This window comes from Pseudomonas zeae, assembly GCF_014268485.2.
GTDB classification, from domain to species: Bacteria; Pseudomonadota; Gammaproteobacteria; order Pseudomonadales; family Pseudomonadaceae; genus Aquipseudomonas; species Aquipseudomonas neuropathica.
On the sequence record NZ_CP077090.1, the window covers coordinates 3,278,231 to 3,298,126 of the forward strand.

The window sequence follows — 19,896 nt, forward strand, 5'->3', positions numbered from 1 at the left end:
CAGGCGATGTGTCAATAACGGCACACTCCGAGAGGTGGTCAACGTGGCTAAAGACGAAAAGAAAAGCAAAGACAAAGGTGACGCTTCGAAAGCCAGCAAGGATCTGAAAGACAAAAAGTCATCACCAGAAAAGAAATCAGCGGCAGCTTCGACGCTTTCAAAGTCTTCCGACAAGAAAGACAAGAAGAAAGACGCCGAGCCCAAGAAGTCGGCGAAAAAAGCCGACAGCAAGCCTGAGAAGGCCAAGGATTCGAAGAAGGCTGATAAGCCGGCCAAAAAGAAAAAGTGATCTTGAAGGCAAGAAAAAACCCGGCAATTCGAGCCGGGTTTTTTATTGTCTGCTATTTGGAGATCAGAGCGCCGCTTTGACCTGCAAACCAATCACCAGCGCATTGTCGATGTCCTGCCCGGAAAACGCGCCCGGCTCGATGATGTACTGCATATTTGGACGCAGCGTCAGCCAGGGCGTGGCCTGATAGCCGTAGCCGAGTTCGATCAGTTGCTCGGCGCTGTCCAGGTTCGGGAACGCCGTGCCGTTGTTCAATGCGGCGTCCTGCTGCACATCGCGGCTGCGCGGGTTCGGCACGGCGCGGCCGTAACCGAGAGCAACGGTGTCACGCGGGCGACCTTCGAACGGTTTGTACAGGACCACGCCGGTGCCGTACCACTTGCTGAACGGCGACGCCGCTTCGCTGGCCGCCGAGTATTGGCCGAACGCGTGCAAGCTGCGGCCTTCGGACGTCGACGAACTCCAGACGGCCTGGTCGATCAGCAGATAATGACCGCCGCGACCGGACACTTCTTTGTCGCTGCCGATGCGTTTTACGTCGGAGCTGTCGTAGTAGTAGCCGAGCTTGTATTCGCCGGGCAGGGCGCCCGCGTGTTTGTAAACCAGCTCAATCGGCACCACGGTGCCGGTGGTGTGTTTCGGATCAAGGTGCCAGGCACGGCTGGAATTGCCGTTGCTTTCCGGGTCGACGTTGAACGCGGCCACGCGCAGTTGCCAGGAAGACGACAAGTCGTATTTCACCCGCACACCGAGGCGCGCATTGGGGTAGTTGGTCCAGCCGCTGCCGCCGGACATGTTCAGCGGATGGCCGCAGAAACCGGCGTTCATGAAGTTGCACAGAATGCCGCTGTCGAGGCCGCCGAGGTCGTTGCCCATCGCCATGTAGCCGAGTTTCACATTGAGCGCTGGAGTGAACAGCGTGCGCTCGTAACTCAGTTCGGTCAGGCGCGTGTACAGGCCACCGTAGTTTTCCTGGATCGGCAGACGGTTGCCGACCAGATCTTCCGAGGCGCTGTTGCCGCGACGATCGTTGATGGTCAACTGGACCTTGCCGGCGTTGTCTACGCCGTACAGTTTGCTCAGGTCGAACTGCACGCCGAGCTTGATGTTCTGCGAGTAACGCGCCGAGCGATGCAAGCCACCGTCGGCGTTGTAAGCCATTTCGCCGCTGTAGTCGCCAGTGAACTTGATGCCCTGTTCATCCATCTGGTGACGCAAGCCACCCCAGTCACCAGTGAGGGTGCTGCGGGTCAACAGATCGGAATCGATGTCGGCCAGCGCGGGGAGAGCGGTGGTGCACGTCAGGCCCAGCAACAGGCCTTTGAACAGGTCGGAACGGGAAAAACCAACAGCCGATAGCATGTAAATCTTCCTGCAAAAAACATGAGCAATAGGGGGAAAGCAGCGCGGCACCCGAAGGTGCCGCGCTTTACGTGAACACCGTGGTTTACGGCAGGGCGTAAGCCATCACGTAGTCGCCGCGATCGGTCGACTGGCGGGCACCACCGGCGGTGATAACGATGTATTGCTTGCCGGTTTTCGGCGAAACATAGGTCATCGGGCCACCTTGGCTGCCGACCGGCAGACGTGCTTTCCAGACTTCTTCACCGTTGCCGCTGTTGAACGCGCGCAGGTAGAAGTCCTGGGTGCCGGCGATGAAGATCAAACCACCTTGGGTCGACAGGGTGCCGCCGAGGGTTGGCAGACCAATCTTGATCGGCAGGTGCATGCGGATGCCCAGTGGACCGGTGTCTTCAACGGTACCGACCGGAACCTGCCAGGCGATTTTCTGGGTCTTCATGTCGATCGCCGTCAGCGTGCCGAACGGTGGGGCCTGGCACGGAATGCCGGCTACCGACAGGAAGCGGTTTTTGTTAACGGCGTACGGCGTACCTTTCAACGGCACGGCGCCCATGCCGGTGTTCAGCGCTTCGCCGCCACCAGCAGCCTGGCCTTTGTTCTGCGACGGGATCATCTGGATCCACAGGCCCAGACGCATGTCGTTGACGAAGATAAAGCCGTGTACCGGGTCAGTGGAGAGGCTGCCCCAGTTCATGCCGCCCAGCGAGCCCGGGAAGCTCAGCGATTTATCGGTGCCCGGCGCGGTGTACAACCCGTCGTAGCGCATGCCTTTGAAGTCGATGCGGCAAAGCAACTGATCGTAAGGGGTCGCGCCCCACATGTCCGATTCAGTCAGGTGCTGTGCGCCGATCTGCGGCATGCCCAGCGATTTTGGCTGAGTAGGCGAGTACGGTTCGTTCGGGATGTTCGCCGCTTTCACCGGGACTTCTTTAACGTCGGTCAGCGGTTTGCCGGTGGCGCGGTCGAGCACGTAGATCTGCCCGGCCTTGGTGCCGATGACCACGGCTGGTACGGTTTTTCCGTCCTTGGTGAAGTCGATCAGGCTCGGCTGCATCGGCAGGTCGAAGTCCCACAGATCGTTGTGCACGGTCTGGAATACCCAGCGCTCTTCACCGCTGGTGGCGTCCAGCGCGAGGATCGAAGCGCCGTAGGTGTGATCGAGTTTGCTGCGCTCGACACCATAAATGTCGGTAGACGAGCTGCCCATCGGCAGGAACACGGTGTTGGTCGCCGGGTCGTAGGACATCGGTGCCCAGCTGTTCGGCGTGCTGCGCACATAGGTGCTGCCGTCTGCCGGCGCTTTTTTATCCTGCGGGTTGCCCGGGTCGAAGGCCCAGCGCATGGCACCAGTCATCACGTCAAAACCACGGATCACGCCGCCGGGCATGTCGGTCTGCACGTTGTCAGCCACGCGACCGCCAACCACCACGGTGGTGCCGGCCATCAGCGGAGCGGACGACAACTGATAGTAGCTGTCCGGAACATCACCCAGACCGGCCTTCAGATCGACCTGGCCGTTGTTGCCGAAACCCTGGCAGAACTCGCCAGTGTCAGCATCAACCGCGATCAAACGGGCATCGATGGTGTTGGTCAGCAGACGGCGCTGGCAGTTGGCGGCCGGCGCCGGTTTGGCTTCGATGATTTTCGAACTGGCCGGCTGAGCAATGGCAGCGCTGGCGTCGAAATAGGCCATGCCACGGCAACGCTGCCAGACTTTCGACTGGGCGTTGATCGCGTTCTTCCACAGCTCTTTACCGGTGTCGGCATCAAGGGCGATCAGGTTGTTGTGCGGGGTGCAGATGAACACCTTGTTGCCAACCTGCAGCGGGGTGAGCTGGTCTTCAGCGCCATTGCCATCGCTCTCGGCGACGTCACCGGTGTGGTAGGTCCACGCGACTTTCAGCTTGTCGACGTTGTTGCGGTTGATCTGGTCCAGCGCGGCGAAGCGGCTGCCACCTTCGGTATTACCGTAGTGCGCCCAGTCCTTTTGCGCCTTGTCCGGCTCGACCGGGGTCAGGCCCGGGCCAGTGCCGGTGGCGGCAACGGTAGGGTGCGCGACGAACATGTTGCCAGCCGCCACAACCACGCCGACCGCCAGCACCGCAGCCACAGCGTAAGCGCCGCGACCCGCAACGCCACCGTTGGCACGTTTGAGCAGCGGATAGACCAGCGCCACGACCAGGCCGATCACACTGAACATGAACAGTCGCGAGAACACCGGCCAGAACACCAGCCCGGCATCGCTCACCGCCCAGATCGCTGTTCCGACCAGGAACGCGGCAAACAACCACGCACCGGCTGGCTTGTAGCGCGCGATCAGCAGACCGGAAACGGCCATGACCAAGCCACCCACCAGGAAGTACCACGAGCCTCCCAGGCTGACCAACTTCACGCCGCCCGCAGCCAGCGCCAAGCCGAGCAGGGCGATGACGACGCCCAGCCCGACCAGAATGAATTTTGATATGCCCGAGAGGCGTTGACTCTGCTTCACGTTGAATGTCCCGTTGAAATGAGGAGGGCATTATATAGTTAGGTAACTACCTAGTTAAATCACTAATTCAGTAATAAAGCGTTGTTGGTTCTTCGATAACGCGCCTGAGCCGAAACTGGCAGTCTCATGGGGTTCAGCTGAGCTTTTGAATGTCTGCAAAAAACGCATTTGTGTCAGAAAAAATGCCGGTTATGACAGTTCTTTCGTTGTGCGGTGTTCAACCTGGCCTTAAAGATCAGCCGACCCACGGCATTAAAACCAGCTTAGCCCACATATAGCTCAAGTCCTGCGAGCAGGGTTTCGAAGGTCACTCTGCAGCGCGGGCTGCTGCGTAAATCTTCGTGCATGGTCAGCCAGGTGGTCAGTCGGGGTTTGAAGGCTTGGGCGAGTACGCGCACCAGTTCGGGGTCACGTTGCGCCACTCGCACCTGGCACACGCCGATGCCCACACCAGCGCGGATCATCACCAGTTGGGCCAGATCACTGTCAGTGCGCAAGGTGAAGTGTTCGCGCCGCCATTGTGGCAACCAGTGTCTGGCGCTGCGCAGAAAGGGCGTTTCCTGGTCGAACCCGATCAGTGCGTGATCGGTGAGTGCTTCCAGTGTCTGCGGAGTGCCGCGCGCATCGAGGTAGCGACGGTGGGCATGCAGGCCCAGTTCGATGTCGCCGATCCGTCGGGCAATGAGCGAGCCCTGTTCGGGGGCGACCATGCGCACGGCGATATCGGCCTCACGATGCAACAGGTCTTGCACGCGATTGGTCAGCACCAGCTCCACCTTCAGTTCCGGGTAGCGGCTTTGCAGTCCGGCAATCACCGGGGGCAGTACTTCTGCGCCGACCACCTCGCTGGTGCTGATGCGCACCGTTCCTCTGACTGCGCTCCCTTGTGCCTCGGCGGCGCGCAACAGTGCAGCGGCATTGGCGCGCATGGCTTCGGCGAAAGGCTTGAGTGCCAGCGCAGCTTCTGTCGCCAACAGGCCTTGTTGTGACCGAGTAAACAGGCTCACGCCCAGTTGCTGCTCGAGCGTATCGATGTGGCGCCCGACCGTGGGCTGGGCAACACCCAGTGCCCGCGCGGCGGCCGACAATGATCCTTCCTGCAACACGCTCAGGTAGGAGCGGTACAGTTCCCAGCTAATGTTATTGTCCATGCATAAATGTATAGCGGGTCGCCGAAATTAGGCAATTTCATAGAGCGATGAGCGCCTTCAGAATTCTCTCATTCCATCGAGAGGGCGGTAACATGATCACGAGTCGGCGCGTTTTGGTTTTGGGGGCAACCGGTGGCATTGGCGGTGAGGTGGCGCGCAAGTTGCGCGAATCCGGTTGGGAAGTGTGTGCATTGCGTCGCGGTGGCCGTCCGCGAAACCAAGGGGTGGAAGGCATTACTTGGTTCGACGGTGACGCGATGAATCGTCAGCAGGTCATGGCCGCTGCGCAGGGTTGCTCGGCCATCGTCCATGCGGTCAATCCGCCGGGGTATCGTGGCTGGGACCAGCAGGTGTTGCCCATGCTCGACAACACCATCGCCGCCGCCATTGCCCAAGGCGCGACGATTGTCCTGCCGGGCACCGTTTACAACTACGGGCCGGATGCCTTTCCACTGCTGCACGAGGATTCGCCCCAACAACCTTTGACCCGCAAAGGCGCCTTGCGAGTGGAACTTGAGCGACGACTGCGCGCCGCCAGCACTCAAGGCTGCCGCGTGATCATTGTGCGCGCCGGCAATTTTTTCGGGCCGGTACCGGGCAATAACTGGTTTTCTCAAGGCTTGATCAAACCGGGCAGGACGGTGGCCCGCGTGCTCCTGCCGAGTGCCAAGGGCATCGGCAACCAGTGGGCCTATTTGCCCGATGTCGCCAACACCATGGTGCAACTGCTGGAGCGTCGCCAGACCCTTGATCCTTTTGCAACCTTTCATATGGCGGGTCATTGGGATGCGGACGGTCGGCAAATGGCCGAAGCCATCCGCCGCGTTGTCGCAAAACGCAGCGGCAAGGCACCGAAGATCAAAGCCTTCCCGTGGTGGTTGATCAGCGTGCTGTCACCCGTTGTCGAAACCTTTCGCGAAATGCAGGAGATGCGCTACCTGTGGAACGAGCCGGTGCGTTTGAGCGGCGCGCGCTTGCAGGCGACATTGGGTCGTGAGCCGCACACGCCGCTGGATGAGGCTGTCGAAGCAACGCTGGCAGGTCTGGGTTGCCTGGATTGAATGAAGCCGCGCCTGGCGGGAAATGCGCCACGCGCCTGACGGCTCCAGATCAGCTCATACGCCCGGCGTACCTACGGCTTCACGGTATTGGGGCGTATCCACAGATGACAGGTCACGTCAGGCCAGCGTGGGAATCCGTCTGGCCGCCAGCGCTGATTGCGAGTTGAACGACAGTGTCCGACTCATGCCGGCGTGGTGAGCGAAAACGGAATGCGCAGCTCTTCGACAGGCCCTGAATCGCGCCCGCACATTTCGTCGTGCACGCATTGCTGCACCAGTACGCAGGGAAAGGCCGGCACGGTCTGTAGCAAGTCCCGCAGGTGGGTGATCGAGCGCAGGTGCATCGGCTTGGCCGCGTCATCCAGCAAGGTGAACTGGCCGTGATCCAGGCGGATCCGCGCCAGATAAAAACCACCTTCGAGTGACAGCAGCTCCAGTTCGCGTATTTCACTGTTGGCCGCACGTTCGGTGAGGGCTTGCAGGTTCATGCTTCACTCCTTGCCTACCAGGGTAGGCGTTCTCCATCGTAGGCAAAGAAATGGCCGCTGTCGGCCGGCGTCAACTGGTCAATCAAGGTCAGTAACTGTTCAGCGGCAACGTCTGCCGGACGGGCGCTGGAGGCGCCGCGAAAAGGTTGCGACAACCCCGACACCACCGTGCCCGGGTGCAGACTGAGCAAGCGACTCTGCGGGCGCGTGCGTGCCAGTTCGATGGCGGCGGTCTTGATCAGCATGTTCAGCGCAGCCTTGGAGGCGCGGTAGGCGTACCAGCCGCCCAATCGGTTGTCGCCAATGCTTCCGACCTTGGCCGAAAGCATCGCCATCGCTCCCCGAGGATCGAGCAGTGGCAGGAAATGACGCAACACCAATGCCGGACCCAGCGTGTTCACTTGAAACACGGTTTGCAGCGCCTCCGGCTCGATCGCGCTGAAGCTTTTTTCCGGCTTGATCCCTTCGCGATGGAGCAGACCGGCCGCGTGGATGATCAGTTGATACGGCGCTTCGCTTGCCAGTTCGGCGGCGGCGCTGGCAATCGTTTCAGGTCGTTCAAGGTCGAGCGCGGGGAGGGTACGGCGCCCCAGCGCGCGAACGTCGGCACAGCGCGGATCCTGTTTCAGCAGTTGGCAAAAGGCTGTGCCGAGGGCGCCACTGGCGCCGATCACCAGCGCGCGGTAACCATCGCCAAACGAGGCCAGGGTCAATGCGCGGTTCACTCGCTGACTCCCGCGCCTTGGCGACGGAAGAACAGTGTCACTTGGCCGACCTCTACGCCGAACTTGGACATGCTGGTGCGGTTGATCAACGTGTCCTCGTCCATCAAGTACATCCAGTCGTCCATGCTCATTTCGTAGGTCGAGTCGTCGACCGGCAGGTTCAGGCGATAACGCCAGTGCAGCGTATTGCCCGCGACCTGGCCCTCGGCGACACCCACTACGTCAGCCGCGCGACCGCTCCAACGCCCCTGGCCTTCGGGCGTGAGAGTCCAGACGCGACGTTGGCGGGTGCCGTCGCTGTACAGGAAGCGCTCGTCGAGAATCAGGTTGTTACCCTCACGCCGGCTGACGATGTTGACCTCAAAACGCTTGGCCACTTCACCGCTGCGCTTCTGAAACATTCCCCAGGCTTTGACGGGCTGGCTGAAAAATCGCTGCAGGTCCAAGGCCGGTTGTTGCTCGGCATAACGGGCAACATCCACGCTGCCGCAGCTTGCGATGCTGAGTGCCAGTGTCAGTAACAGCAGAAATCGGGTCATTGCCTAACTCCCTGAAACGCACGAGTGAAGACGGTGAGATTCGAACTGGCGGCTTGTACAGTGACTGTCTCCTGTATAGCTTTATCGCCGCCCGATCAGTTGCAGGAATTCCTGCCGTGTCGTCGAACTGTCCCGAAAAGCACCCAGCATCACGGAGGAGGTCATGACCGAATTCTGCTTCTCAACGCCGCGCATCATCATGCACATGTGCCGGGCTTCAATGACCACCGCGACACCGGCGGCATCGGTGATTTGCTGAATGGCATCGGCAATCTGCCGCGTGAGGTTTTCCTGGATCTGCAGGCGCCGCGCGAACATGTCTACCACCCGCGCGACCTTCGACAGCCCCAGCACCCGGCCGGTGGGGATGTACGCGACATGTGCCTTGCCGATAAAGGGCAGCATGTGGTGCTCGCACAAGGAATACAGCTCGATGTCGCTGACGATCACCATTTCATCGCTCTGCGACTCGAACAGGGCACCGTTGGTGACGTCTTCCAGGCTCATCGTGTAGCCATTGCACAGGTACTGCATCGCTTTGGCGGCGCGTTGGGGTGTGTCCAACAGTCCTTCGCGCTCGGGGTTTTCACCGACGCCGACGAGAATTTCACGGTAATGGCTGGCTAATAGTGGGTTCATTCAAGGTGCTCGCGGCAGTGCTGTGCGTGGGGCCAATCCATAGCGAAAGAGTTGTACGCAATGAAGTGCTTTGTATAGGTTTTATTGAAGATAGGCTGAAAAAAATCACCTGACAATGAATCGGCAATCTTTTTTATGCAGATGCGAAAACCTCACATCGGAAAATGTGAGACCGCGAGGAGCGGGAAGCAGAGGGGGAATGACGGTGAGCGCTCGGGGAAATGTGTGAGCGCGGTGCGATAACAAGCGATGTTGTGCGGCGTTCTGATTGATTCGGGAACCGTCAGACATCCTGACGGTTCCCGATTACTGCACCTCAAACGTTCTCTGCAAGCCTGCGCACGTCACCCAGGGAGTCACGCTGCATCGACTGCAGATTCTTCTCGATGGTTTCGCACAGCGCTTCCATCTGAATCTGATGCTCGCTGTGGCGAAACGGACTTTGCAGGTCGGTGCCGATGCGCTCGATGGCCAGCAGCATAAAGCCCACCACGGTCGACGCCAGCGGCGTGAACCAGCCCAGCGATTCCACCAGACCGACCGGGACGATCAGGCAAAACAGCGAGATAAACAGCCGTGGGAAATACACATAAGGGTAGGGCAGCGGCGTATTGGCAATTCGCTCCATGCCACCCTGGCTGTTGGACAGGTCCACCAGCGTCGATTCCAACCGCGCCAGGCGAATGCTGTCCAGGCGCCCGGCCTTGTATTCCCGCGCGAGCAAAGTCGCCGAGCCGGTGAGGATATCGTTGGCAAAGTTATTGGTGGTGCCGCTGCGGGCGAACTCCTCGGCGGGAATGAACGCGCGGACTTCCTCAGGGCAAGGCTGGCCTTGCAGATGCGCTGCGAGGCAATTCACATAGGCGACGTGGCGGCGTAATAGAGTCGACTTGACCGGATTGACCTCGTTGTCAGCGTCATCCAGCAACGTCAGCACCTGCCGGGCGAAACTGCGCGAGTTGTTGATCATCGCCCCCCACAGCGTCCTTGCTTCCCACCAGCGGTTGTAGGCGCTGCTGTTGCGGAAACTGATCAACACAATCAACGCCGAACCCAATAAAGTCAGGGGCATGAGGGGTAAATTCAGCTTGGTGTTGAGAAACAACATGAAGTCGACAGTGACAGCGATGTCCCAGAGCAAAAGCCAGAACAAGGCCCAGCCGACGTAGCCCAGCGTTTTGATGATCAATCGGTATTTTCTGACGATGGCAGCTTTCAAACGGAAACCTCGTGGCGAGCGGTAAGCGTTAACGCTTTAGCTCGGACGCTGTTTTCGGGACAAAGGTTCGCTCATCGATGCAGCGCCCGGGTGATCATCGGCAAAGACGTTACACGCTATGTGCTCGATACGCCTGGCACATCCATATTGATCTTGCGCCAGCAAGCTTCCGACAGACTGTAGACCGAGAACGCCATCAGCCCCAGGGCTATTACCATCAAGATCAGCCAGCCAGCGGGTAGATTCTGCAGTGCATTGAGCGCTTCTTTCATACCCGGGGGATCCATGGCTTGATAGGTAGAGCCGCTGATTGCCAGCAGCAATGCGATCTCGATAAACACGACGCCGCGCGCGATCAGACCAAACCGCGAGACCGGGCGGACGTAGCGCATGACCTCTTCGTCGGCCTCGAAATACTTCTCGAACGACGCTTTCCAGCCCTTGATGATGTGAGCAATGCCTACACCGAGCGGCACGAGGGCGATCAGGTACACCAGCCAGTTCGAATGTTCCCAGGACAGAAGATGCGCCAGCCAGTCTTTGGTTTGTCCTGCGGAATTGCCCGAGCTTTTAATCCCGCTGATGAGCAGGCCCAATGCAAAGAACGCCAGAGCACCGTTGACCAGACCTCCCACAAACAGCCCTGTGCGAATCACCAGACCTTTGAGTTTTGTGCCGTGATGATCGACATCACGCGTTGCCTGCAGAACACGCCAGGCGGCAAATGCGAGCAGTCCCGCCACGACAAGTCCAACCAGAAAATAGCCGAATGGCTGGGCCAGCAAGGCTTCCAGACTCTTGTGGCTGTCCTTCGGTTTAGTCGAATCCTGGGCTGCCAGCAACGCAAAGATACCGATGATCAGATAAAGCATTCCTCGGGCGGCATAGCCTCCCCGAGCGAGGAGGACAAGGTTGCGTTGCGCGGACATGGGGGGATTCCTGAGAGGTTATAAGAGAGCAGACCCTTCTTGCCGGGAGGGGTTCTATGACCTGTCGAAGAACGCAGTGAGCTGGTTTCTACGGATAATTCAGCAATAGCCGGAATCTTCACTTGATCAAAACGACGACCTTGCCCTTCGCGCGTCCCTGCTCGACGTAATTCAACGCCTCGGCCGTTGATTCAAAGGGGAACGTTCGATCAATCACCGGTTTGATGATGCCGGCCGCAACCAGCGAGCTGATTTGTTGCAGTTGGGCGCCGTTGGCGCGCATGAACACGAACGCGTAATTGACGTCACGCTTGCGGGCCTTGCGCCGAATAGCGAAGCTCAGCAAGCGCATGACCTGCTGCAAGGGCCAGGACAAACCTTGCTCCTGTGCGAATTGCGCAGTCGGCGGCCCGGAAATGGAAATGAGCTGTCCGCCGGGTTTGAGTACCTTGATTGACTTCTCCAGGACATCAGAACCGAGGCTGTTCAACACCACGTCGTAGCCGTGCAAGACATTCTCGAAGTTCTGCTGTTTGTAGTCGATGACCACGTCAGCCCCTAGCGCCTTGACCCATTCGACATTCGCGGTGCTGGTGGTTGTGGCGACAAAGGCACCGAGGTGTTTGGCAAGCTGAATGGCGACGGTGCCGACGCCGCCGGAACCGGCGTGAATCAGTACTTTCTGGCCTTTTTTCAGCTGGGCGGTGTCGACCAGCACTTGCCAGGCAGTCAGTGCCACCAAGGGCAGGGAAGCAGCCTGTGCCATGTCGATATTGGCCGGTTTCAGGGCAATCGCGTTTTCGTTCACGGCGATCAACTCGGCGAAGGTACCGATTCGTGCTTCCGGCGGGCGAGCGTACACCTCGTCTCCCGGTTTGAAGCGTGTCACTTGCGTGCCGACTTCAGTCACCACGCCTGCCAGATCGTTGCCCAGAATCAATGGAAACGCGTAGGGCAGGATCAACTTGAATTCGCCGGTGCTGATCTTCGAGTCCAGTACGTTGACGCTGCTGGCATGGACCTCGATCAAGACGTCGTGAGGACCGATTGCCGGGACGGGCGCTTCGCCGATGCGTCCGGGGTGCTTGCCATAGCGATCAATCAAAAAAGCTTTCATCGAGGTGCGGCTCTTGTCGGTGTACGGATGGTAGTCGCTGCGTTGCGGATTCGATGCAGCGCCTTGTGACTGCATCGAATGCGCCGAGCATGCTCGCTAGCTGAAGATCACTCTGGCGTCTGGTAGCGCTGGGCAACCTCAGATTGGCGGATTTGCCCGATCAGGCCCAGCCGTGCGCCCTGCAAGGCATCCCAGCGCTCTGCTTCGTGCAGCGGCGGAATCGTCACCGGTTCGCGACGATCGAAGCCGACGAGCGCAGCATCCACCAGATCACCGACCTCCATGATTTCGCTCAAAGTGTTGATGTCGACGCCGGAACGATCCCAGATTTCCGTGCGCGTGGCGGCGGGCAGGACGGCTTGCACGTAGACGCCCTGAGGCGACAGTTCCAGGCTCAGTCCTTGGGACAGGAACAATACAAACGCCTTGGTCGCGCCGTAGACCGTCATGCCGAACTCCGGTGCGAGGCCCACCACTGAACCGATGTTGATGATCGCACCGTCACCGGCCTTGGCCAGGCGTGGAGCGATGGCGCTGGCAAGCCGCACCAGTGCGGTGGTGTTGAGGGCGACCAGTTGCGCCACTTTATCGGTGCTTTGCTCGACGAAATGGCCAGACAGCGCCGCGCCGGCGTTATTGACGAGGATGCCGATGCGGGCATCGTCGCGCAGGCGGTTTTCAACGGTGTTCAGATCGCCCGGTTGGGTCAGGTCCGCCGGGATCACATCGACGGCGACGTCGTGTTCGCTGCGCAAGCGCGCAGCCAGTGCATCCAGGCGCGCCTGATCGCGGGCGACCAGTACCAGGTCGTGGCCGCGTTGCGCAAAGCGTTCGGCGTAGACCGCGCCGATGCCGGTGGAGGCGCCAGTGATCAGAACAGTAGGGCGAGTGCTCATGGTTTATCTCTCTTTGAGGGTGTGAGAAACAGAACGCGCTCAGCTTGCGCTGATGCTTGATTCAGCCAGCGGCGATTGATGTTGTTCCGTGCCCGTTGATGAAGATCGTTGTTGCGAGCAATTAGGATGATGATCTAAATCTAAACTGTCAACGGTTTTAATTATGGCCAACATCTATGTATCATCGGACGCAGGATTTCCCCGGAAACACGAGGTATTGCACGTGAGAGTGACCAAGGCCCAGGCGCAGGCCAATCGAGAGCACATCGTTGAAACCGCTTCAGAGCTGTTCCGTGAGCGCGGCTTTGACGGCGTCGGCGTGGCGGACCTCATGGCGGCCGCCGGTTTTACCCATGGTGGTTTCTACAAACATTTCGGGTCGAAGGCCGACCTGATGGCCGAAGCCTCGGCGTGCAGTCTGGCCAAATCGCTGACAGCCGCCCAAGCACTGGATGTTCCGGGCTTCATCAACGTTTATGTGAACAGAGAACATCGCGACGGACGCGGCGACGGTTGCACCATGGCCGCGTTGGGCGGCGACGCGGCGCGTCAGTCGGATGAGGTGAAAGCGACGTTTGCCGAGGGCATTGAGCACACCCTGCAAACCCTGGGCGAGAAGTACCCGAGCGGGCCGGATGCCGAGGCGGGTGAGGGGCGCAGGAAGATGATCGACCTGCTGTCGCGGGCCGTCGGCACGATTATCCTGTCGCGTGCCTGCCCGGATGATTCCGCGCTGGCAGACGAGATTCTTGAGGTATGCCGCGCAGAAATGCTCGCTTCGTTGCCGACCGAAAACGCCGTCGCAGAGTAGCAGCGCGGCTCATTCGGCGAGCGCTTTGGCCCTGACAATGGAAAACGCTTGCGGCAGCTGGGCGCCATTCTTCGCCGCAAGAATCTCGGCCATCACGCTGACGGCGATTTCCGCAGGCGTCTTGCTGCCAATGTACAGACCGATCGGCCCGTGTAGACGCGCGAGCGACGCCTCGGTCTCGCCAAAATGCTCGATCAGGCGTTCGCGACGCAGCTGGCTGTTGCGCCGCGAGCCGATGGCGCCGATATAGAACGCCGGGCCGTGGAGCGCTTCGAGCAAGGCCAGATCGTCGAGCTTGGGGTCATGACTCAAGGCGACGATGCAGGTGCGCAGATCGACCGCGAAGTCGCGGACCACGTCGTCCGGCATGCCGACAATGCGCTCCACACCGTCTACCGCCCAAGTCTCGATGTACTCGGGACGCGGATCGCACACTGCCACCTTGAAACCGTTGAACAAAGCCATGGTCGCCAGATACTCGGCCAGCGCGCCGGCACCGATCATCAGCATTCGATAGCCCGGCCCCAAGGTGTTGAGCATCTGCACGCCATCGAAGCTGAATTGTTCCGGCGTTGCGGTAGATTCAACTGTGACCTGACCGGACTCCAGCGTCAGGCGACGGCGAACCAGTTGCCCGGCGTCCAGTTGCGTCAGCAGTTCATCGAGCGACTGCCACGCCGGGTTGAACTCAAGGATCAGTTCAAGCGTGCCGCCACAGGGCAAGCCAAAGCGATGCGCTTCATCGGCGCTGACGCCATAACGCACCACTTCTGGCGTGCTGCCACTGAAAGCGCTGCCGCCATGGGCCGTGGTATAGCGATGGATCAGATCGTCCTCGATGCAGCCGCCAGACACGCTGCCCACCACGCGACCATCGTCACGCAAAGCCATCATCGAACCGGTCGGACGCGGTGACGAACCCCAGGTGCGCGCCACCGTGGCGAGCAACACACGCTCGCCAGCGGCAAGCCAGTCCCGCGCTGTGCGCAGGACCAGCAAGTCGATGCTTTCCATCAGTGTCTCCTCTTAGCGCATCTGCAGAATGATCGGGCTGCTGCTGGCCGGATCGGTGTGTTCACGCAGTTTGCCCACCGTCTGCGCATCAACCGCAGTGCTTTGGTTACCCCAGGTGCTGCGCATGAAGGTCAGCACTTCGGCGATCTGCTGATCCGACAACTGCTCACGGAAGGCCGGCATGCGATAGGCGTCCGGCACGCCGGCCGCCACCACGCGTTGCGAACCGTTCAGGGTGATGTTGATCGCCGAGGCGCTTTCCTTGGCCAGTGCAGAAGTCGCGCCGGCCAGCGGCGGCATCCATTCGGACTGGCCCTTGCCGTCCAGACCATGGCAGGAAGCACAGCGCGTCACGTAGGTATGAGCACCGGGCGAGTCCAGACGTTGCGCCGCCGAAACCGCTTGATACTGCCAAGGCTCGCCATCGCGCTGGCGGTCGCCAGGCAAGGACTTCAGGTAGTGGGCAATCGCGGTCAGATCGTCATCGCTCATGAACTGCGTGGAGTTGTTGAATGCTTCGGTCATCGAGCCGTAGACCACCGCATGTTTGTTGCGACCGGTCTTGAGGAACTGGACGATCTCCGGTTCGCTCCAGCGGCCCAGCCCAGTGTTGTGATCATCACGCAGGCTCGGTGCGTACCAGCCATCGAGCAACGCACCAGCGAGATACGGCTTGCCGGCCTCATCCAGTGCCTTCTCGTTGAACGCCAAACCGCGCGGCGTGTGGCAACTGCCGCAATGCCCGGCGCCTTGAACGAGGTAAGCGCCACGGTTCCACTGTTCATCCTGCGACGGTTTGGCTACGTAGGGTTCGGCGTCGACAAACACGCCATTCCACAGCGCAATCGGCCAGCGCAGGTTCAGCGGAAACGGAATCGCGCTGGGGATGTTCGCCTGTTTCACGGGCGCCACGCCTTTCATGAAGAACGCATACAGCGCACGCACATCGTCATCACTGAGCTTGGCGTAGGACGGGTAGGGCATCGCCGGGTACAGACGGCGACGGTCGGGTGCTACGCCGTGGCGCACCGCCCGGTCGAAGTCTGCCAGGCTGTAGTGGCCGATGCCGGTTTCCGTGTCCGGGGTGATATTTGTCGCATGGATTGAGCCCAGCGGTGTGGCCATTTCCAGGCCGCCAGCGAACGGCGCGCCGCCCGGCACGCTGTGGCAGGCCACGCAATCGCTGAGCCGGGCGACGTATTCGCCACGGGCGACCAGTGCCGGGTCGATGTCGGCCACGGCGATCTGATGGTTTTCCAGGCGCGAGACAGGCTCGTGGGTGACATACCAGGCCAGCAGGCCTGCCGCGACCAGGCACGGCACTGCCAGCCAGCCAGCGGTTCTTGCGAATCGGCTGTTATTCATGGACGCTCCGGCGCTGATCAAGTGAAGGTGTGTCGGCTCATGGGCAGGCTGCGCACCCGCTGACCGGTTAGCCTTGCCACCGCGTTAGCGACGGCGGGCGCGACCGCAGGCAACGGCGGTTCACCGATGCCACCCATTTTTTCCCCGCTCTCGACCACACGCACATGGACCCGCGCCATCCGCGCAGGCGGCAGGATCGGATACAAGTCGTAGTTGCGCGCCCGGGGTTTGCCATCCACCCACACGGCTTCTTCCACCAGGGTTTGCGACAGCCCCAGCGCCACGGCGCCATTGACCTGCGCCTCGACAATCGCCGGGTTGACGATGCTGCCCGGATCGATCGCCTGCCAGATGTCGTGCACCTTGACTTGGCCGTTCTCGATGGACACCTCGGCGATCACCGCCGTCTCCGTACCGAACGGCGAAGCCATGGCCACGCCGCGCGCACGTTTGCTGCCATCCTCGGCGGTAAACGGCCCGCGCTTCCAGCCTCCGGACAGTTCACCCACCGCTTGCAGCAGAGTGGTCAGGCGTTTGTTGTCGCGTAACAGATGCAGGCGCAGATCAAACGGATCCTTGCCGCCCTTGTCGGCCAGTTCATCGAGGAACGATTCATAGAAGAAGTCGTTCAGCGAGTTGCCCACCGAACGCCAGTAACCGAGCATCGCCGGGCCTTTGACGTAGATCTGCGCGATGCGTTTGTTGGGGATCGCATAGGTTTTGCCTGACAACCCTTCAAGCGCTGTGGGGTCGAGTTTTTCACCCTGTTTGCCAGCGAGCGCTTCGGTCGGGCCTTCGGTGGCACTGATCGCTTCGATTGCCAGCGGCCAGCCGTCGCTGTCCAGCGCGGCGCGGAAATTCACCGCGGCAACGGGACGGAGCACGTCACGCAGGAACTCTTCTTCGCGACTCCAGATCAGTTTGACCGGGCGGCCAACCGCTTTCGCCAGCGCGATCGCCTGCGGATAGGGACTGGCCGAGTCGTAGAGGAAATGCCGACCAAAAAACCCGCCCAGCAGCGGCGAATGCAAGGTGATGCGTGACGGATCCAGCCCTGTGCGTTTGGCAATGTCGGCGCGGAACATGTCCGGCGCCTGATTCGGCAACCAGACTTCCAGCGAACCGTCCGGGTTGAATCGGGCCAGTGCCGAAGGCGGCTCCAACTGGCCGTGGTTCAAGTATTGGTTGTGGTAAGTGGCGTCAATCCGGGTCTTGGTCTCCTTGAGAATCGCCGCCACGTCGCCTTCGTTTTCATCATCTTTGGCCGGGCTTTTATCTTCAGCGAGGCGCTTGAACCAGGCATCGCTGGAAAAGTCAGCAGGCATCGGCCGCACTTTGCTGTCGGCCGTTGGCTCTTGCCAGTCAACCTGAATCGCCTCGACGGCACGTTTGGCGTGCCACCAGCGCTCGGCGACCACCGCCACGGCACCCGGCAGACGATGCACGGAATGCACGCCTTTCATCGCCTTGACCTGCTCTTCGTTGCGCAGGTTACCCACGGTCATGCCCAGGCGCGGGGCATGTTGCACGGCGGCATGGAGCATGTCGTCGACCTTCAGATCGATGCTGTACAGCGCCTTGCCGGTGGACTTGTCGTAAGCATCGAGGCGCTTCACCGGTTTGCCGATCCAGCGGAACTGGCTCGGATCACGCAGCTTCACGGAGGCCGGATCGGGAACCGGCAGATCCATCGCGCGCTCGGCCAGTTCACCGTAGGCCAGCGAGCGGCCCGACTTGGCGTGCACGACTTTGCCTGGCTCGGTGGTCAATTCACTTACCGGCACGCCAAGTTGCTGCGCGCCCGCCTGCAATAACATGGCGCGGGCAAGGGCGCCGAGGCGGCGCATCACCGGGTAACTCATGCGCACCGACATGCTGCCGCCAGTGATGCGCATGCCGTTTTCCAACACCACATAGGCTTCGCCGGGCGGCGCCGCTTCGACCAGGAAGGTCGCCGGGTCGGCATCCAGTTCTTCACCGACAATCTGCGCCATTGCCGTGAAAGTGCCTTGCCCGCCCTCCATGAACGGGCAGAGCAGACGCACGCGATTGTCTGGACGGATTTCGAGAAACGCCGGGACCTGCGTGCCGCGCTCAGCCGTCGCCGTTGCCACGGCAGCTTGCACGCGCGTCGCACCCAGCGGCAGGCCGAAGCCGAGAACCAGAGCGCCGACGGCGGTGCCGGTGAGAAAACGTCTGCGCGAAACATTGATCGGTTCGTGCAGATCCAGTACCGAGGCTTGCTGTGAAGGGTCGATACGAACGTTCATCACGCTTCTCCCTTGCCGGCCAGCTCATGCACGGCGGCATGAATCGCGTTGTACGTTCCGCAGCGGCACAGATTGACCATCGCTGCCTCGATCTGCGCGTCACTCGGTTTAGGGTTTTGTTTGAGCAGCGCAGTGGCGGCCATCACCTGGCCGGACTGGCAGTAGCCGCACTGCGCGACCTGCAGATCGACCCAGGTCGAGACCACTCGTTTGCCCACCTCATCGCTTTCGATAGCCTCAATCGTGGTGACCTCGCGGCCGACCACACCCGCCACCGGCGTGACGCACGAGCGCACGACGTTGCCATCCACCAGCACCGAGCAGGCGCCACATTGCGCCAGTCCGCAGCCGTACTTGGTCCCGGTCATGCCCAGATCATCGCGGATCACCCAGAGCAAGGGCGTATCGGCGTCGGCATCGACCTGATAGGTCTTCTGGTTGATTCGTAGTTCCATGATTCACCCGCTGATCATCGGTTGACGTGCATTGTTATGAGCGGTGGCGCGGCGAGGCGCATCACCGGTGTTCGTTCAATTCGCGACTGTGCCGAGCGCTTCTGCCTCGAATGGCTGCCCGCGCAAAAGGGCGATGTCACGACTCGGCGCGGTGCCGAACAGCCGGGCATATTCGCGGCTGAACTGCGACGGACTTTCATAGCCGACCGCAAACGCCGCTCGCGAAACGTCGAGGCGTTCTACCAGCATCAGACGGCGGGCCTCGTTGAGCCGCAGCCATTTCTGGTACTGCAGCGGACTCATGCCGGTGAGCTGGCGGAAATGATGGTGAAAGGTCGGCGCGCTCATCTGCACCCGCGCGGCCAGATCGTCGATGCGCAATGCATCTGCGTAGTTGAGCTTGAGCCAGTCAATCGCCTTGGCGATACGATAACCCTGACCATCGACGGCCGTGATCTGCCGCAGCCGTGCGCCTTGGTCGGTGTGCAGCAAGCGATAGTGGATTTCGCGCAGAATCAGCGGCGCCAGCACCGGGATCGCCTCGGGTTCATCGAGCAATGCCAGCAGGCGATCAAGTGCGCCCTCCAGCGCGGACGACAGGCTGCCAATCGCGGCGCCCGTGCCCGTTGCTGGCTGACGCTTGGCCGGCAAGCCACTCTTGGTGATGACTTCGGCGAGCATGCTCACATCCAGTTTCAGCACGAGGCCGACACAAGGCTGTTGGGGACTGGCGAGCATCACTTCGGAGTTGGCGGGCAGGTCCAGCGACGTCACCAGAAACCGTGAAGGGTCATAACTGTAGCCCTCACCACCGACCCACAAGCGCTTTTCGCCGCGACCGACGAGAATCAGGCTGGGTTCGATCATGCACACCACGGGCGGCGCTGGCTGGTCGCGACGAAACAGCGACAGCCCGGGTATGGCTGTGGCGAAGTCACCCGGCGCGCTCACACGCGGGTCGATGTTCAACGCCAAAGGCGATTCCTGGGGCAGAGGGGTAGGGATCATGTCGGGTCACTCCTGTTGACCGAACTCTAATCCGCGCGCGAGACGTTTCCTATCCATCACCCTGCAT

The 19,896-nt window shown here is 60.7% G+C and carries 19 protein-coding genes; 3 read left to right on the forward strand and 16 right to left on the reverse strand.

What is annotated here, in order from left to right; genetic code table 11:
* The first annotated feature begins 34 nt into the window (after positions 1-34).
* On the forward strand, positions 35-289 hold the full coding sequence (locus tag HU754_RS14275; protein WP_175559574.1) for a hypothetical protein: 255 nt from the start codon (positions 35-37) through the stop codon (positions 287-289).
* Positions 290-352: 63 nt separating this feature from the next.
* Here HU754_RS14275 and HU754_RS14280 read toward each other — a convergent pair whose 3' ends face one another.
* From HU754_RS14280 to HU754_RS14290, 3 genes are all read right to left on the reverse strand, one after another.
* Positions 353-1,651, reverse strand: coding sequence for a carbohydrate porin (locus HU754_RS14280; RefSeq protein WP_186622203.1), 1,299 nt, complete (start codon positions 1,649-1,651; stop codon positions 353-355).
* 85 nt (positions 1,652-1,736) lie between these two features.
* Complete coding sequence (locus HU754_RS14285) at positions 1,737-4,142, reverse strand: glucose/quinate/shikimate family membrane-bound PQQ-dependent dehydrogenase (protein ID WP_186622205.1); 2,406 nt, start codon at positions 4,140-4,142, stop codon at positions 1,737-1,739.
* Positions 4,143-4,405: 263 nt separating this feature from the next.
* Positions 4,406-5,293 (reverse strand): LysR family transcriptional regulator, encoded by an 888-nt coding sequence (locus tag HU754_RS14290; RefSeq protein ID WP_186622207.1) that lies wholly within the window; start codon positions 5,291-5,293, stop codon positions 4,406-4,408.
* Positions 5,294-5,385: 92 nt separating this feature from the next.
* On the opposite strand from HU754_RS14290, the gene HU754_RS14295 reads away from it, so the two are divergent.
* Positions 5,386-6,354: an NAD-dependent epimerase/dehydratase family protein gene (locus HU754_RS14295; protein WP_186622209.1), complete on the forward strand. Its 969-nt coding sequence runs from the start codon at positions 5,386-5,388 to the stop codon at positions 6,352-6,354.
* 182 nt (positions 6,355-6,536) lie between these two features.
* On the opposite strand, the gene HU754_RS14300 is transcribed toward HU754_RS14295, so the two are convergent.
* From HU754_RS14300 to HU754_RS14335, 8 genes are all read right to left on the reverse strand, one after another.
* A complete protein-coding gene (locus HU754_RS14300; protein ID WP_093431477.1) occupies positions 6,537-6,842 on the reverse strand; it encodes a DUF6482 family protein in 306 nt (101 codons plus the stop codon).
* Positions 6,843-6,856: 14 nt separating this feature from the next.
* The gene (locus tag HU754_RS14305) at positions 6,857-7,567 is read right to left on the reverse strand and encodes an SDR family NAD(P)-dependent oxidoreductase (protein ID WP_186622216.1); all 711 of its coding nucleotides are present in this window, start codon (positions 7,565-7,567) and stop codon (positions 6,857-6,859) included.
* Positions 7,564-8,106, reverse strand: a complete 543-nt coding sequence (locus HU754_RS14310) for a DUF3833 domain-containing protein (protein WP_034154115.1) — start codon at positions 8,104-8,106, stop codon at positions 7,564-7,566. The genes HU754_RS14305 and HU754_RS14310 overlap by 4 nt, the downstream gene beginning before the upstream one ends.
* Before the next feature lie 81 nt (positions 8,107-8,187).
* The gene (gene folE, locus HU754_RS14315) at positions 8,188-8,745 is read right to left on the reverse strand and encodes a GTP cyclohydrolase I FolE (RefSeq protein ID WP_034154114.1); all 558 of its coding nucleotides are present in this window, start codon (positions 8,743-8,745) and stop codon (positions 8,188-8,190) included.
* A gap of 316 nt (positions 8,746-9,061) precedes the next feature.
* Positions 9,062-9,964, reverse strand: a complete 903-nt coding sequence (locus HU754_RS14320; RefSeq protein ID WP_093431486.1) for a bestrophin family protein — start codon at positions 9,962-9,964, stop codon at positions 9,062-9,064.
* A 116-nt stretch (positions 9,965-10,080) separates the two neighbouring features.
* On the reverse strand, positions 10,081-10,893 hold the full coding sequence (locus HU754_RS14325) for a DUF1206 domain-containing protein (RefSeq protein WP_186622218.1): 813 nt from the start codon (positions 10,891-10,893) through the stop codon (positions 10,081-10,083).
* 118 nt (positions 10,894-11,011) lie between these two features.
* A complete protein-coding gene (locus HU754_RS14330) occupies positions 11,012-12,010 on the reverse strand; it encodes an NADP-dependent oxidoreductase (protein ID WP_186622449.1) in 999 nt (332 codons plus the stop codon).
* Between the two features lie 107 nt (positions 12,011-12,117).
* Entirely contained in the window at positions 12,118-12,906 is a 789-nt protein-coding gene (locus HU754_RS14335; protein WP_186622220.1) for an SDR family NAD(P)-dependent oxidoreductase, read from the reverse strand.
* Between the two features lie 223 nt (positions 12,907-13,129).
* On the opposite strand from HU754_RS14335, the gene HU754_RS14340 reads away from it, so the two are divergent.
* Positions 13,130-13,717 carry a TetR/AcrR family transcriptional regulator gene (locus HU754_RS14340; RefSeq protein WP_186622222.1) on the forward strand — a complete coding sequence of 196 codons (588 nt, stop codon included), beginning with the start codon at positions 13,130-13,132 and terminating at the stop codon, positions 13,715-13,717.
* Between the two features lie 9 nt (positions 13,718-13,726).
* On the opposite strand, the gene HU754_RS14345 is transcribed toward HU754_RS14340, so the two are convergent.
* From HU754_RS14345 to HU754_RS14365, 5 genes are all read right to left on the reverse strand, one after another.
* A complete protein-coding gene (locus HU754_RS14345; protein ID WP_186622224.1) occupies positions 13,727-14,731 on the reverse strand; it encodes an XdhC family protein in 1,005 nt (334 codons plus the stop codon).
* 12 nt (positions 14,732-14,743) lie between these two features.
* Entirely contained in the window at positions 14,744-16,096 is a 1,353-nt protein-coding gene (locus tag HU754_RS14350) for a c-type cytochrome (protein WP_186622226.1), read from the reverse strand.
* 17 nt (positions 16,097-16,113) lie between these two features.
* Positions 16,114-18,366: a xanthine dehydrogenase family protein molybdopterin-binding subunit gene (locus tag HU754_RS14355; protein ID WP_186622228.1), complete on the reverse strand. Its 2,253-nt coding sequence runs from the start codon at positions 18,364-18,366 to the stop codon at positions 16,114-16,116.
* A complete protein-coding gene (locus tag HU754_RS14360; RefSeq protein WP_186622230.1) occupies positions 18,366-18,821 on the reverse strand; it encodes a (2Fe-2S)-binding protein in 456 nt (151 codons plus the stop codon). Before HU754_RS14360 ends, HU754_RS14355 begins: the two co-directional genes overlap by 1 nt.
* 75 nt (positions 18,822-18,896) lie before the next feature.
* The gene (locus HU754_RS14365; RefSeq protein ID WP_116256113.1) at positions 18,897-19,829 is read right to left on the reverse strand and encodes an AraC family transcriptional regulator; all 933 of its coding nucleotides are present in this window, start codon (positions 19,827-19,829) and stop codon (positions 18,897-18,899) included.
* Positions 19,830-19,896: the final 67 nt, after the last annotated feature.

What these genes read in the sequence shown, in the direction of transcription:
- HU754_RS14280 (WP_186622203.1), bottom strand. Translation starts at nt 1,651, where the DNA reads ATGCTATCGGCTGTTGGTTTTTCCCGTTCCGACCTGTTCAAAGGCCTG.
- HU754_RS14290 (WP_186622207.1), bottom strand. Translation starts at nt 5,293, where the DNA reads ATGGACAATAACATTAGCTGGGAACTGTACCGCTCCTACCTGAGCGTG.
- HU754_RS14295 (WP_186622209.1), top strand. Translation starts at nt 5,386, where the DNA reads ATGATCACGAGTCGGCGCGTTTTGGTTTTGGGGGCAACCGGTGGCATT.
- HU754_RS14300 (WP_093431477.1), bottom strand. Translation starts at nt 6,842, where the DNA reads ATGAACCTGCAAGCCCTCACCGAACGTGCGGCCAACAGTGAAATACGC.
- HU754_RS14310 (WP_034154115.1), bottom strand. Translation starts at nt 8,106, where the DNA reads ATGACCCGATTTCTGCTGTTACTGACACTGGCACTCAGCATCGCAAGC.
- folE (WP_034154114.1), bottom strand. Translation starts at nt 8,745, where the DNA reads ATGAACCCACTATTAGCCAGCCATTACCGTGAAATTCTCGTCGGCGTC.
- HU754_RS14325 (WP_186622218.1), bottom strand. Translation starts at nt 10,893, where the DNA reads ATGTCCGCGCAACGCAACCTTGTCCTCCTCGCTCGGGGAGGCTATGCC.
- HU754_RS14330 (WP_186622449.1), bottom strand. Translation starts at nt 12,010, where the DNA reads ATGAAAGCTTTTTTGATTGATCGCTATGGCAAGCACCCCGGACGCATC.
- HU754_RS14335 (WP_186622220.1), bottom strand. Translation starts at nt 12,906, where the DNA reads ATGAGCACTCGCCCTACTGTTCTGATCACTGGCGCCTCCACCGGCATC.
- HU754_RS14345 (WP_186622224.1), bottom strand. Translation starts at nt 14,731, where the DNA reads ATGGAAAGCATCGACTTGCTGGTCCTGCGCACAGCGCGGGACTGGCTT.
- HU754_RS14350 (WP_186622226.1), bottom strand. Translation starts at nt 16,096, where the DNA reads ATGAATAACAGCCGATTCGCAAGAACCGCTGGCTGGCTGGCAGTGCCG.
- HU754_RS14355 (WP_186622228.1), bottom strand. Translation starts at nt 18,366, where the DNA reads ATGAACGTTCGTATCGACCCTTCACAGCAAGCCTCGGTACTGGATCTG.
- HU754_RS14360 (WP_186622230.1), bottom strand. Translation starts at nt 18,821, where the DNA reads ATGGAACTACGAATCAACCAGAAGACCTATCAGGTCGATGCCGACGCC.
- HU754_RS14365 (WP_116256113.1), bottom strand. Translation starts at nt 19,829, where the DNA reads ATGATCCCTACCCCTCTGCCCCAGGAATCGCCTTTGGCGTTGAACATC.